Here is a 13555-nt window from a genome sequence, read left to right on the forward strand (position 1 = left end):
GGTAAAATCGTGAAAAATCTTAATTATGGAATTATAGGACTTGGAAAATTTGGCTCAGTTGTAGCAGATGAACTCATTGCTGGAGGTCATACTGTTATCGTTGCGGATAAAGATGAGGAAACTTTAAAAAGTATACAAAATCCTCCAAGCTATGCTTATATTTTAGATTCTACAAATATTTCAGCTCTAAAAGAAGCAGGCTTTCATGATGTTGAAGTTGTTATTGTTAGCATAGGAGAAAATGTTGAAAAATCAATCCTTACTCTTATGGCGCTTAAAGATATAGGTGTTAAAAACATCATTGCTAAAGCAACCTCTAATATCCATGGTCAAATTCTTTCTAAGTTAGGCGCAACAAAGGTTATTTATCCTGAAAAAGAAAGCGCTAAAAGACTAGTAAAAGAATTTTTAACCAAAGATGCTGATTATGAAGTTTTTGATCTTTCAGCAAATACTATACGAGCTATTAAGATCAATATAGATGAAAAATTAGCAGGAAATTCTTTAAAACATGTAGCGCAAAATATGAAAGTGATTTCTTATAAAAAATTAAATAGCGACTGGGAAATACTACCTGATTTAGAAACCACAACAGTTTATAGTGGAGATGTTGTAATACTCCTTGGAACAGTTAAAGAACTTAGAGAATTTGAATACTAATCAAGATTTAAAGCCTTGCAAGCCTTTACAAAACGCTTTAAGGCTGTTTTTTCTTTAGTAGAAATTTTATGATATATAACTTCATCTAAATAATATCTAACATCTTTTATATCCAAATCCCTTGTTTTGGCATAATTTTGCAGTATATAATAAGGAATTTTAATCTTTGTTTTTGGAAATTTTTTCAAAATTTGTTTATATAAAGCTTTTTTTTGCACACAAGAGAATCTAGCAAAAACAAAAGGCAACCCTGTTTTTTCATGCCATTTTGCACATAAATCGATATATTTAGAAGAATCTTTTAGATAAAGCTTTAAAGCCTTATCACCTATAATTACTTTTCCATCTTGTTTTAATACTTTAGCTAAAGCATTTGAAGTTGCTGAACTTGGATCTTTAGCATTTGATGTATTTTTTTCTACTAAAACACTTAAAACTCTTTTATTAGCACAAATACCCAAATCTAAATTTTTATATTTTTTTCTAGCACTTTCTATGCTTGAAATGATAGCTGCATCAATTCTTCTATAAAATAAATCTTTATTTAGCTTACTTGGAACTCCTTTTTTATACTCCATGCTTGCTTTATAACCATTAGGTAAGGGATATTTCTTAAGATATATATGTAAAGGCAAAAGATTAATATAATCAATTTTTCCAAAAATCATCTCTTTTAAAGAGTGTTAAACACTCTATCTCCTGCATCTCCAAGCCCTGGGATAATATAACCTTTTTCATTTAAACCTTCATCAATACAAGCCACAAAAACTTCTACATCATCATGCATTTGGCTAAATTTTTGCAAACCTTGTGGAGTAGCAAGTATGGATATAAATTTTATTTTTTTAACTCCTTGGCTTTTTAAAAAATTACAAGCTTCTATAGCAGTTCCACCTGTAGCAAACATAGGATCTATGACAATAGCGGTGCGTTTTTTTGCATCTTTGGGAAGTTTTTGAAAATAAAAATCCGCCTTTAAAGTTTCTTCATTTCTTACAAATCCCAAAAATCCAACACTTGCATCAGGAATCATCTTAAAAACACTTTCAAGCATTCCTAATGCAGCTCTTAAAATAGGGCAAATCATAATTTTTTCATCAAGTTTTTTTACTGTAGTTTTTTGTATAGGTGTTGAAATTTCAATTTCTTTTAAAGAAAAATCTTTACTCGCTTCAAAAAGTAAAAAAGATGAAATTTCATCGATTAACATGCGAAATTGAAAGGGCTTTGTCTCTTTAGCCCTTAAAATTCCTAATTTATGTTCGATCAATGGATGATTGATACAATGAATATTTTTCATTTTAAGCTTTCAAAATAAGCTTTCTCGTTAAAATTTTTTACCTTAGCCACACCATCTTTTACCGCAACTGCTGCTACAGCTGTACTTACTGCAGCTTTTACTCTTTCATCAAAAGGTTTTGGTATGACATAATCTCTTCCAAATTCTAAAGCGCTTAAATTATAAGCCTTTTTAACCGCATCACTTACAGGAAGTTTTGCAAGATCTGCTAATGCTTTAGCAGCAGCTACTTTCATATTTTCAGTGATTTTACTTGCACGCACATCTAAAGCCCCGCGAAAAATAAAAGGAAAACCTAAAACATTATTGATTTGATTTGGATAATCACTTCTTCCTGTTCCTACAATCGCATCTTTTCTAAGTCTAGCCACATCTTCAGGCATCACTTCAGGGATAGGATTTGCCAAAGCAAAAATTACAGGATCTTTTGCCATACTTAAAACCATTTCATCATCAAGAATTTTTGGCGCACTAAGTCCTAGGAAAACATCAGCTCCTTTTAAAACTTCTTTTAAAGTCTTTTCCTTAGAATCAACAGCAAATTCAAGCTTTTGAGGAGTTAAGTCATTTCTATCCTTAGAAACAACACCTTTGCTATCTACTAAAATAATATTTTCGACCCCTAAATTTCTATACATCTTAGCACTTGCTATACCTGCGGCACCTGCGCCACTTACAACCACCTTAATGTCTTTAAATTTTTTACCGCTTATCTCCATAGCATTCATAAGTCCCGCAGTTGAAATAATAGCCGTTCCATGCTGATCATCATGCATTACAGGAATTCCTAAATCTTGCAAAGCCGCTTCAATTTCAAAACATTTTGGAGCAGCTATATCTTCTAAATTTATCCCACCCACAGTCGGAGCCAAAGCTTTGCAAAAATTTACAATCTCTTCCACGCTATGAACATCAATTTCTATATCATAAGCATTAACATTTGCAAATTTTTTAAACAAACAAGCCTTACCTTCCATAACAGGTTTTGAAGCCTGTGCTCCTATGTTTCCAAGTCCTAAAACAGCAGAACCATCGCTAACTATAGCTACCAAATTAGCCTTATTTGTATAAGTATAAGCAAGCTCATTATCTTTAGCGATTTCAAGGCAAGGTTCTGCAACTCCTGGGCTATACGCCAAAGATAGATCATGACTTGTAGCCATTGGCTTACTTGGGACAATATCAATTTTCCCACCTAAATGGTATTTTAAAGCTTCTTCTTTTAAATTCATTTTATTTTCCTCTAACTTTTAAAAAATTTTCTATTCTTTTTTTACACTCATCAACCCCTAAAAATTCTAATACTTCAAAAATACTAGGACTTACCGCACTCCCTGTTAAAGCTATGCGTATAGGCTGAGCCAAATCTTTTAACTTTGCTTCTTTTTTTTCTAAAAAATCATTTGTAAAATCTTCAAAATCTTTACCTATTTTTTGATCTTTAAGTGTATTAGCAAATGCTTGGAGCAATTCTAAATTATTTTCGTTAACAAATTTTTGCACTGCATTTTCATCATAATTTTGCGGTGCATTAACTATGCTTTTTGCACCATTGATAATATCATGCAAGGTTTTTGCACGCTCTCTTAATAAATCAAGTAAAAATCCTGCCTTTTCATAAACAGATAAATCAAAGCCAAGATCTTTAAGCTGACGGTTAATCTCTTCAAAAGGCAAAGTTTTAATATAATGAGCATTCAACCATTCAAGCTTTTTAGCATTATAACAAGATGCGCTTTTATTGATATGATAAGGATCAAAAAGTTTTTTCAAATCTTCTAGCGAAAATACCTCATCATCACCATGACTCCAACCTAAACGCACAAGAAAATTAAGCAAAGCTTGAGGTAAAATTCCCATTTCTTTGTATTCCATAACATCAGTTGCCCCATGTCTTTTTGAAAGCTTTTTACCATCTTCTCCATGTATCATAGCCACATGAAAAAATTTAGGAATTTTAAAACCCAATGCTTCATAAAGTACAATTTGTTTAGGAGTATTTGAAAGATGATCATCCCCACGAATCACATCACTTACTCCCATTAAAGCATCATCAATAACAACAGTAAAATTATAAGTTGGAGTTCCATCACTTCTTGCAATGATAAAATCGTCCATTATATCCTCTGCTTTAAATCTCACCTCGCCTTTAACCCCATCTTCAAAAACAATCTCACCGCTTTGAGGTGCTTTAATACGCACAACAGGTTCCATACCCTGAGGTGGCATGCCTTTAAATTCTCTATATCTTCCATCATATCTTGGGCGCTCTTTGGCAGCTTCTTGCTTGGCACGCAATTCTTCTAATTCTTCTTTACTCATATAACAATAATATGCTTTACCTTCATCTAAAAGCTTTTTAACATATTCTTTATAAAGATCAAAACGCTCTGATTGGTAAGTTACTTCTCCATCATGTTCTAAACCACACCATTTAAAAGCTTCGATAATTGCTTTAGTAGCTTCTTTGGAATTTCGTTTTAAATCCGTATCTTCAATACGAAGTAAAAAATTTCCACCATTTTTTCTAGCGTATAAATAATTATAAAGAGCTGTTCTAAGTCCACCTATGTGCAAATACCCTGTTGGGCTTGGAGCAAAACGCGTTGTAAGTTTTTCGTGCATTTTTTGCCTTTTCTTAAATTTTTATTGATATAATGCGATATTTATACTTAAATAAAGGTTTGAAATGAAAAAAATTTTATTAAGTTTTGTATTTTTTGCAAGTTTAGCTAATGCAAATACCATTAATGCTATAGCTGTAGTTGTAGACAAAGAGCCTATCACAACTTATGATATAGATCAAACTATGAAAGTGCTTAAAATTGATAGAAATAAAGCTTTAGGCGCACTCATCAATGAAAAAATGGAAATTTCACAAATGAAACAACTAGGTATTGTAGTCAATGAACTAGAGCTTGACGATGCTATAAATAAAATGCTTGCTCAAAACAAAACTACTTTAAATGCTTTCAAAGCAAATTTAAAATCCAAAAATCAAAGCTATGAACAATTTCGTGCAAATTTAAAAAAAGATTTAGAAAAAAGAAAGCTTTATGAAAAAATCGTAAGTATGGCAAAAACTGATTTTAGTGATGATGGAGCAAAAAAATTTTTCGAACAAAATAAAGATAAATTCACTCTTTATACACAAATTAATGCAAATATTTATTTATCAAACAATCCTCAAACTTTAGAAAATATCAAAAATACAAAAAAAACAATCCTTAAACCACAAAATGCATCTTTAAACACAAGCAATGCCGATCCAAGACTTTTAGGGCTTTTATCGCAAATTCCTGTTGGAGGCTTTTCCCCTGTTTTAAATGGAAAAAATGGCTATGAACTTTATGAAGTTAAAAGCAAAGATGGAGCACAAACTCCTGAATATGAGCAAGTTAAAAATGAAGTTTTAAACGCTTATGTAAGCGAACAAAGACAAAATTTCATACAGGATTATTTTGATAAACTCCACTCTAAAATCAATATAGAATATTTAAGATAAAAATTACAATTAAAATTTCCCTTTAATAGGGAAATTTTAATGTCTTGCAAGATAATTTGTATCGTAGTTATTGTTAATAAAATCAGGATTTTCCATCATAGAAAGATGGAAATCTTTGGTTGTTTTTATCCCACTTATAAGTAACTCATCTAAAGCTACTTTCATTTTTGCAATAGCTTTATTGCGATCTTCTGCCCAAACTACAAGCTTACCTATCATAGAATCATAATAAGGGGGCACGCTATAGTCTTGATAACAATGACTTTCCATTCTGACATTGCGTCCTGCGGGTGGAATGTATTTAGTAATCTTGCCTGGACTTGGCAAGAAAGTTTTAGAATCTTCTGCCGTGATTCTACACTCTATAGAATGCCCATTTAATTTAATACTTTCTTGAGATGGTAAGGCATAACCTTCTGCTACCTTAATCATTTGTTCTATGATATCAATTCCACTTACCATTTCACTTACACAGTGTTCAACTTGCAAACGTGTATTCATTTCTATAAAATAAAAGTCTAAATTTTTATCAACTAAAAACTCAAAAGTTCCCGCACCTTCATATCCTATAGCTTTGGCTGCCTTAATAGCAGTTTCATGAAGCCTAGTGCGTGTTTTTTCATCAAGCAAAATCGCGGGAGATTCTTCGATAAGTTTTTGATGGCGTCTTTGCATAGAACAATCTCTTTCACCCACATGAATCACATTACCAAAACTATCTCCTATAACCTGCACTTCTATATGGCGTGGATTTTGAATGTATTTTTCCATATACATAGTTCCATCACCAAAAGCTGTCATAGCCTCGCTTTCAGCCGACCAATATGCTTTTTCAAGATCTTTTTCATTTTCAACCACACGCATGCCACGGCCGCCACCGCCAGCAGCTGCTTTTAAAATCACAGGATAGCCTATTTCTTTAGCAAGTTTTTTAGCTGCTTCAGCTCCTGCTAAAGCCCCATCGCTTCCTGGGATTACAGGCACGCCTGCTCTTTGCATTACTTGTTTAGCTTTTGATTTATCACTCATTAAATTCATAGCTTCTACAGAAGGACCTATAAATTTGATGTTATGTTTAGCACAAATTTCAACAAAATTTTGATTTTCACTTAAAAATCCATATCCTGGAAAAATCGCATCTGCTTCAGCAATTTCAGCTGCTGTAATAATAGCTGGGATATTTAAATAACTTTCAGAACTTCTTGCTTTTCCTATACAAATGCTTGCATCAGCGTATTTTAAATATAAAGCATCTTTATCTGCTTCAGAATACACACAAATTGCTTTTTTACCCATTTCTTTAATCGTTCTTAAAGCGCGTAGTGCTATTTCTCCACGATTAGCAATTAATATGCTTTTAATTTCCATTTTATAATTTCTCCACCGCAAATAAAGGCATTCCAAATTCTACAGGCTGACCATCAGCAACTAAAATTTCAGTGATCCTGCAATCGAATTCCGCTTCAATTTCATTCATGATTTTCATCGCTTCGATAATAGCTATAGTATCGCCTTTTTTAACCGTGCTACCTACTTTTACAAAAGGTGCTGCACCTGGGCTTGGAGCTTGATAGAAAGTTCCTACCATAGGGCTGTTTATACTTGGCTTGTTTGATTTTGCATTTTGGCTAGGTTGAGCTTCATTTACAACACTTACATTGATAGGTTGTGGAGCTGGAACTGGAGGACAAACAGGAGCTGGAACATCGCAACACATATCTCTTTCAAGTTCTATTTCAAAACCATCTTGTTCTTTGATCTTAATTTTACTAATATTTGCTTCAGCAAAAAGGTTTACTAACTCTTTAATTTCTTCTTTTGTCATAAAATTCTCCTAAAATTTAAGAACTTAATCTTGTATTATATAAAAAAACTTAAAATTTAACTTTAAAAAAGAAAAAAATCATAAAAAATATAGATTTTTTAGGTTATAATCCTTATAAAAAATTACAAATATTAAAAGGTTAAAAATGGGCTTAAAAGCAGATAACTGGATAAGAAAAATGGCATTAGAATACAAGATGATCGAGCCATTTTGCGAAGCAAATATAGGAAAAGGTGTAATAAGCTATGGACTTTCAAGTTATGGCTACGATATACGCGTAGGGCGTGAGTTTAAAATTTTTACCAATGTTAATTCAACCGTAGTAGATCCAAAAAATTTCGTAGAAGAAAATGTAGTAGATTTTGAAGGTGATGTATGTATAGTTCCTGCAAATTCTTTTGCCCTAGCTAGAACTATAGAGTATTTTAAAATGCCTGATGATGTTTTAGCTATTTGTCTTGGCAAAAGCACTTATGCAAGATGTGGTATCATCGTCAATGTTACTCCTTTTGAACCAGGTTTTGAAGGACATATCACTATAGAGATTTCAAACACTACGCCTTTACCTGCAAAAATTTATGCCAATGAAGGCATAGCACAAGTGTTGTTTTTACAAGGCGATGAAAAATGTGATACCACTTATAAAGACAAAAAAGGCAAGTATCAAGCCCAAACTGGCATAACCTTGCCAAGAATTTTAAAATAGGAACACTTGTTGCTTTAATTTTAAAAAAACTTAAGCAAAGGAAGGCAAAATGTTTAACAAAAAAAATATCTTAATCACAGGCGGAACAGGCTCTTTTGGAAAAACCTATACTAAGGTTTTGCTAGAAAATTATAAACCTAATAAGATTATCATTTATTCTCGTGATGAGCTTAAACAATTTGAAATGGCAAGCGTTTTTAATGCTCCTTGTATGCGTTATTTCATAGGAGATGTAAGAGATAAAGAGCGTTTAAGTGCCGCTATGCGTGATGTGGATTTTGTTATACATGCTGCTGCGATGAAGCATGTGCCTATTGCTGAATATAACCCTATGGAATGTATAAAAACAAACATACACGGTGCGCAAAATGTCATCGACGCTTGTTTTGATAATGGGGTTAAAAAATGTATCGCTCTTAGCACAGATAAGGCTTGCAATCCTGTAAATTTATACGGCGCAACCAAACTTGCAAGCGATAAGCTTTTTGTCGCTGCAAACAACATAGCAGGCAATAAACAAACACGCTTTAGCGTTACAAGATATGGCAATGTTGTAGGTTCAAGAGGTTCAGTAGTGCCTTTCTTTAAAAAACTCATCAGCGAAGGAGCTAAAGAACTTCCTATCACCGATACAAGAATGACTCGTTTTTGGATCAGCCTTGAAGATGGAGTGAAATTTGTGCTGAGTAATTTTGAAAGAATGCACGGAGGAGAAATTTTCATCCCTAAAATTCCTTCGATGAAAATCACCGATCTAGCCCATGCTTTAGCTCCTAATTTAAGCCATAAAATCATAGGTATAAGAGCAGGAGAAAAACTACATGAAATCATGATTTCAAGCGATGATAGTCATCTAACCTATGAATTTGAAGACTACTATGCTATAAGCCCGAGTATTAAACTTGTGGATAAAGATAATGACTTTAGTATCAATACCCTAGGCGAAAAAGGACAAAAGGTAAAAGATGGTTTTTCTTATAGTTCAGATAATAATCCTTTATGGGCAAGCGAAAAAGAACTTTTAGAAATCATCAATCACACCGAAGGTTTTTAAAATGCTTACTTATTCTCATCAAAACATCGATCAAAGCGATATAGATACGCTTACAAAAGCCTTAAAAGATGAAATTTTAACAGGGGGTAAAAAGGTAGATGAATTTGAAGAATCCCTTTGTGAATATGTGGGTGTAAAACACGCTTGTGTATTAAACTCAGCCACTTCAGCCCTTCATCTTGCCTATACAGCACTAGACGTCAAAGAAAAAATCGTTTTAACCACCCCTTTAACCTTCGCTGCTACAGCTAATGCGGCCCTAATGGCGGAAGCTAAGGTAGAGTTTATCGACATTAAAAACGATGGCAATATCGATGAAAAAAAATTAGAAGCAAGACTTTTAAAAGATAGCGAAAATATAGGAGCTATTAGCGTAGTGGATTTTGCGGGCAATAGCGTTGAAATGGATGAAATTTCAAACCTTGCTAAAAAATACAGTATTCCTTTAATTGATGATGCAAGCCATGCTTTAGGTGCTTTGTATAAGAGCGAAAAAGTAGGGAAAAAAGCTGATCTTTCTATCTTTTCTTTTCACCCTGTTAAGCCTATTACCACTTTTGAAGGTGGGGCTGTGGTGAGTGATAATAAAGAGCTTATCGCTAAAATCAAGCTTTTAAGAAGCCATGGCATCATTAAAAAAAGGCTTTGGGATAGCGATATGGTAGAACTTGGCTATAATTACCGCTTAAGCGATGTTGCTTGTGCTTTAGGGATAAACCAGCTTAAAAAACTCGATCATAATCTTGAAAAAAGAGAAGAAATCGCAAGTTTTTACGATAAAGAATTTGAAAAAAATCCGTATTTCTCCACGATAAAAATCAAAGATTATAAAAAAAGCTCAAGACATTTGTATCCTATTTTACTTTTTCCTGAATTTTATTGTCAAAAAGAAGAGCTTTTTGAAAGCTTACTTCATGCAGGAATTGGCGTACAGGTGCATTATAAACCAACTTATGAATTTAGTTTTTATAAAAAACTCTTAGGAGAAATCAGACTCCAAAATGTGGATAATTTTTACAAAGCCGAGCTTAGCATACCTTGTCATCAAGAAATGAATCTAAAAGATGCGAAATTTGTAAAAGATACTTTATTTAGCATTCTTGAAAAAGTTAAAAAGGGATATTGTGGATAAGCTAGACTTTAGAAGTCAAGATTTTAGCCAAACTGGAAAGGCTATGTATGAACTAGCTTGCGAACTTTTTCCTATCGCTAGGAGTATCACAGGACAAGGTTTTAGAGATAGCTTAGAAATTTTAAATAAAACTCTGGGGGGGGGTATAATCAAATTTCACTCTATAAAAAGTGGTACAAAAGTTTTTGACTGGATAGTTCCTGATGAATGGAATGTTAAAGAAGCCTATATCATCACTCCAGAGGGAGAAAAAATTTGTGATTTTAAAAAGCATAATTTACACCTTCTAAACTATAGCGAAGCCATCGATCAAGAAATCGAACTAGAAGAACTTCAAGATCATCTTTACTCCATAGAAGAAATACCTGATGCCATTCCTTACGTAACGAGTTATTATAAAAGGCGTTGGGGATTTTGCCTTGCGCACAATGAAAGAAAAAAACTTAAAAAAGGCAAATACAAAGTCTATATCGATGCAAAACATGATGAAAATGGGGTTTTGGACTATGCTGATTTTATCCTACCTAGCACACAAAATTCAAAAGATGAAATTTTAATTTCAACCTATCTCTGCCACCCTTCCATGGCAAATAATGAACTTAGTGGCCCTGTGGTGGCTATTTTCTTAGCAAGATGGCTTTTGAGTTTAAAAGAAAGAAAATATAATTACCGCTTTGTCATCATCCCTGAAACCATAGGCTCTATAGTCTATCTTAGCAAACATTTAGAACATTTAAAAAAACATGTTAAAGCAGGCTTTGTGCTTTCTTGCTTAGGCGATGATCATGCTTACTCACTCATACACACGCCTAAAGAAAATACTCTAAGCGATAAAGTTGCACTGCATACACTTAAAAATAAAGAAAATTTCAAAGCTTTTAGTTTTTTAGATCGTGGAAGCGATGAAAGACAATACAATGCTCCGCTTGTAAATCTTGGCATAGTAGGAGTATGTCGCACAAGATACTTAGAATACGAACAATACCACACTAGCAAAGATGATCTCAATTTTATCTCTGAAAAAGGTTTAATGGGTGGACTTCAAAGCATGCAAGAAATAATTTTAAATCTAGAAATCAACGCCGTATATGAAAACACCATAGTATGCGAACCCAATCTTGGCAAAAGAGGACTATATCATACCCTTAGCACTGCCAATAACATTCCTTTGGCTTGTAATTTTCTAGCTTACTGCGATGGAGAGAATGATATCATCAATATAGCCAATATCTTAAATATGCAAGCTTATGAATTTAAAGAGCTTTTGGAAAAAATCTTAGAACATAAACTTTTAAGCATAACTCATTAAATTTTTAGCATGATTATCTTTAATATCCTTAACAATTATGTCATATGCCCTAGATAAATCAATTTTCTTAATGCAAAGATTTTCAAATTTTTTAAGTTCCATCACATTTTCTTTTATAAAAAGATCTTCCAAACCATTAACATCCGTTAAAACTCCATCTTTGCGAACAAACATATCATAAGTTTTTAATTGCGTAAATCCCTTTTCATCTGTATATAAAGCCTCAAAACTTTTGTTAAAGCGATAATCCACTTTTAAACATTCTTCCACATAATGCACAAAGGTAAAAGAATCTTACAAAGGCAAATTTACAATAATTATTTTTTATGTTATTTTGTAAACAAAAACAAGAACTATTATCAAAAGTTCCTTTATTCTCAAGTGCGGTAAATTCTTTTGAAATCTACTGGCAACAGCAAAAGAATAATTACGGAATATTTTATTTCTCTAAATTTTTTAAGCTATATATCAAAACTCTAGTTGCAATCTTAGAATTAAAATACTACAAAATTTGCAAAATTCCAATTGGTAATTTATATAACTAAGGTAATATCCTTATCTACTCCTATTAATTTCTAAATTTTATAGCATAATTTAAATTTTTAGCATTTCATCTTAATTTTAAAACTATTCTAAAATTACCCATTCTAAATACAAATATTCTATTAAACACTGAATATCTCGATAAATTTGAAAATAGCGAAAATTTATTGTAAAGCTAAATTAAAGAATTATATCGATATAATTCTTATGAAGAAAAAATATTTTTATATTAAAAAATTATTAAAAAGTGTTACCATTTAATGAAGGAATTATTTTATTACAAAAAACAAATATATAGCCAAGAAAATCTAATAAAAGTCTTAGAAAAATTAAATATAACCAATGGAGATATAATTTATATCCATAGTGAAATTTATAATTTTGGCATACCACTTTTGCCCATCAAAGAACTTTTAAAATCTTTGCTTGAATGTTTTTTTGAAGTTATAGGCAAAAATGGAACTTTGATTATGCCCACCTTCACATATAGCTTTTGCAATAATGAAATTTACAATAAGCTAGAATCAAAATGCGTAGTAGGGGCATTTAATGAATTTTTTAGACAACAAAAAGGAGTTAAAAGAACCAATGATCCTATTTTTTCTTTTGCTGTCAAAGGTGCCAAAGAAGATTTATTTTTAAAAGATACAACAAGTTGCTTTGGAGAAAATAGCGTTTATGATGAACTTACTAAAAATAATGCCAAAGCTATTCTTTTTGGAGGTAAACATTTAGGTTTTACATATTTTCATTATATAGAAGAAAAAGTTAAAATCAATTATCGCCATCATAAAACTTTTAAAGGGATTATTATAGATGAAAATGGCAACCAATTCGATAAAGAAATTCAGTTTTTTTGTAGAGATTTAACAAAAAAATACAATATTATTGATCAAGAAAAAGTTTTCAGCATCCTAGATTCTAAAAAACTTATTAATAAACTTAATTTCGGTGGTGCACAAATTATTTCTTTTGATATACAAAAAATCTACACGATTCTTTTTAGCAAGTTGATAGAAAATAAAAACTATCTACTTTTTCCAAAATAAGGTATTATAATGCAAGCCTCCTTTAATCATGCAAAATTAAGCTATGTTCTTACTATAGTTCCTCAAAATCTCATCAATATAGATGATGAACTCAATACAAGATACAAGGGTGATGTTAAAAAACTATCCCAGATTAAAAAAAATGTTGGCTTACAATATAGATATGAGGCAGATCAAGAAACAACTGCAAGTGATTTAGGAGAATATGGAGCTAAAATACTTTTTGATGAATTTAATATTGACAAAAACTCACTAGATGCGCTTATAGTTTGCACTCAAACTCCAGATTTTTTTATGCCTCCTACAGCTTGTTATTTACATGGAAAACTAGGCTTAAGCGAAAAAACATTAACCTTTGATATTAATCAATCGTGTTCTGGCTATGTTTATGGACTTTACACAGCTTATTCTATGATAGAAAATGGATCTTGCAGAAGAATTTTATTTATTTGTGGGGATACTTGGAGTAAAT

The 13555-nt window shown here is 32.0% G+C and carries 14 protein-coding genes and 1 pseudogene; 8 read left to right on the plus strand and 7 right to left on the minus strand.

Annotated features, from left to right (window positions below):
• The first annotated feature begins 9 nt into the window (after positions 1-9).
• Positions 10-660 (plus strand): potassium channel family protein, encoded by a 651-nt coding sequence (locus tag AJN58_RS08965; RefSeq protein ID WP_002861975.1) that lies wholly within the window; start codon positions 10-12, stop codon positions 658-660.
• On the opposite strand, the gene AJN58_RS08970 is transcribed toward AJN58_RS08965, so the two are convergent.
• From AJN58_RS08970 to gltX, 4 genes are read right to left on the minus strand one after another with little or no spacing between them, the layout of a single operon-like run.
• Complete coding sequence (locus tag AJN58_RS08970; protein WP_044778991.1) at positions 657-1328, minus strand: menaquinone biosynthetic enzyme MqnA/MqnD family protein; 672 nt, start codon at positions 1326-1328, stop codon at positions 657-659. The two genes, AJN58_RS08965 and AJN58_RS08970, sit on opposite strands and share 4 nt — an antisense overlap.
• 5 nt (positions 1329-1333) lie before the next feature.
• Entirely contained in the window at positions 1334-1960 is a 627-nt protein-coding gene (gene upp / locus AJN58_RS08975; protein WP_044778990.1) for a uracil phosphoribosyltransferase, read from the minus strand.
• The gene (locus AJN58_RS08980) at positions 1957-3192 is read right to left on the minus strand and encodes a malic enzyme-like NAD(P)-binding protein (RefSeq protein WP_044778988.1); all 1236 of its coding nucleotides are present in this window, start codon (positions 3190-3192) and stop codon (positions 1957-1959) included. The genes upp and AJN58_RS08980 overlap by 4 nt, the downstream gene beginning before the upstream one ends.
• Before the next feature lies 1 nt (position 3193).
• Positions 3194-4585, minus strand: a complete 1392-nt coding sequence (gene gltX, locus AJN58_RS08985) for a glutamate--tRNA ligase (RefSeq protein ID WP_044778987.1) — start codon at positions 4583-4585, stop codon at positions 3194-3196.
• Positions 4586-4649: 64 nt separating this feature from the next.
• On the opposite strand from gltX, the gene salC reads away from it, so the two are divergent.
• On the plus strand, positions 4650-5465 hold the full coding sequence (gene salC, locus AJN58_RS08990; protein WP_044778986.1) for a peptidylprolyl isomerase SalC: 816 nt from the start codon (positions 4650-4652) through the stop codon (positions 5463-5465).
• A 36-nt stretch (positions 5466-5501) separates the two neighbouring features.
• Here the strand turns inward: salC and AJN58_RS08995 are convergent, their stop codons facing one another.
• Together AJN58_RS08995 and accB are read right to left on the minus strand one after the other, a co-directional pair.
• Complete coding sequence (locus AJN58_RS08995; RefSeq protein WP_002854112.1) at positions 5502-6833, minus strand: acetyl-CoA carboxylase biotin carboxylase subunit; 1332 nt, start codon at positions 6831-6833, stop codon at positions 5502-5504.
• A 1-nt stretch (position 6834) separates the two neighbouring features.
• Entirely contained in the window at positions 6835-7290 is a 456-nt protein-coding gene (accB, locus tag AJN58_RS09000; RefSeq protein ID WP_044778984.1) for an acetyl-CoA carboxylase biotin carboxyl carrier protein, read from the minus strand.
• 145 nt (positions 7291-7435) lie between these two features.
• On the opposite strand from accB, the gene dcd reads away from it, so the two are divergent.
• Genes dcd through AJN58_RS09020 form a run of 4 tightly spaced genes read left to right on the plus strand, consistent with a single transcriptional unit; the run spans position 7436 to position 11491 of the window.
• A complete protein-coding gene (dcd, locus tag AJN58_RS09005; protein ID WP_002861983.1) occupies positions 7436-7996 on the plus strand; it encodes a dCTP deaminase in 561 nt (186 codons plus the stop codon).
• Between the two features lie 49 nt (positions 7997-8045).
• Entirely contained in the window at positions 8046-9050 is a 1005-nt protein-coding gene (gene pseB / locus AJN58_RS09010; protein WP_070292201.1) for a UDP-N-acetylglucosamine 4,6-dehydratase (inverting), read from the plus strand.
• Position 9051: 1 nt separating this feature from the next.
• Positions 9052-10182 (plus strand): UDP-4-amino-4,6-dideoxy-N-acetyl-beta-L-altrosamine transaminase, encoded by a 1131-nt coding sequence (pseC, locus tag AJN58_RS09015; RefSeq protein ID WP_070292203.1) that lies wholly within the window; start codon positions 9052-9054, stop codon positions 10180-10182.
• Positions 10175-11491: a DUF4910 domain-containing protein gene (locus AJN58_RS09020; protein WP_044778980.1), complete on the plus strand. Its 1317-nt coding sequence runs from the start codon at positions 10175-10177 to the stop codon at positions 11489-11491. Before pseC ends, AJN58_RS09020 begins: the two co-directional genes overlap by 8 nt.
• On the opposite strand, the gene AJN58_RS10195 is transcribed toward AJN58_RS09020, so the two are convergent.
• Positions 11474-11743 (minus strand): hypothetical protein, encoded by a 270-nt coding sequence (locus AJN58_RS10195; RefSeq protein WP_186820940.1) that lies wholly within the window; start codon positions 11741-11743, stop codon positions 11474-11476. The two genes, AJN58_RS09020 and AJN58_RS10195, sit on opposite strands and share 18 nt — an antisense overlap.
• A gap of 551 nt (positions 11744-12294) precedes the next feature.
• Here AJN58_RS10195 and AJN58_RS09030 point away from each other — a divergent pair.
• A complete protein-coding gene (locus tag AJN58_RS09030; RefSeq protein WP_044778979.1) occupies positions 12295-13083 on the plus strand; it encodes an AAC(3) family N-acetyltransferase in 789 nt (262 codons plus the stop codon).
• Positions 13084-13092: 9 nt separating this feature from the next.
• Positions 13093-13555: pseudogene (locus tag AJN58_RS09035) on the plus strand (hypothetical protein); the annotation flags it as partial.

The organism is Campylobacter sp. BCW_4321 (assembly GCF_001763075.1).
GTDB lineage: Bacteria > Campylobacterota > Campylobacteria > Campylobacterales > Campylobacteraceae > Campylobacter_D > Campylobacter_D jejuni.

Bases quoted from the DNA above. Each gene is read 5' to 3' on its own strand.
- AJN58_RS08970 (WP_044778991.1), bottom strand. From the start codon at position 1,328: ATGATTTTTGGAAAAATTGATTATATTAATCTTTTGCCTTTACATATA.
- upp (WP_044778990.1), bottom strand. From the start codon at position 1,960: ATGAAAAATATTCATTGTATCAATCATCCATTGATCGAACATAAATTA.
- AJN58_RS08980 (WP_044778988.1), bottom strand. From the start codon at position 3,192: ATGAATTTAAAAGAAGAAGCTTTAAAATACCATTTAGGTGGGAAAATT.
- gltX (WP_044778987.1), bottom strand. From the start codon at position 4,585: ATGCACGAAAAACTTACAACGCGTTTTGCTCCAAGCCCAACAGGGTAT.
- salC (WP_044778986.1), top strand. From the start codon at position 4,650: ATGAAAAAAATTTTATTAAGTTTTGTATTTTTTGCAAGTTTAGCTAAT.
- AJN58_RS08995 (WP_002854112.1), bottom strand. From the start codon at position 6,833: ATGGAAATTAAAAGCATATTAATTGCTAATCGTGGAGAAATAGCACTA.
- accB (WP_044778984.1), bottom strand. From the start codon at position 7,290: ATGACAAAAGAAGAAATTAAAGAGTTAGTAAACCTTTTTGCTGAAGCA.
- dcd (WP_002861983.1), top strand. From the start codon at position 7,436: ATGGGCTTAAAAGCAGATAACTGGATAAGAAAAATGGCATTAGAATAC.
- pseB (WP_070292201.1), top strand. From the start codon at position 8,046: ATGTTTAACAAAAAAAATATCTTAATCACAGGCGGAACAGGCTCTTTT.
- pseC (WP_070292203.1), top strand. From the start codon at position 9,052: ATGCTTACTTATTCTCATCAAAACATCGATCAAAGCGATATAGATACG.
- AJN58_RS09030 (WP_044778979.1), top strand. From the start codon at position 12,295: ATGAAGGAATTATTTTATTACAAAAAACAAATATATAGCCAAGAAAAT.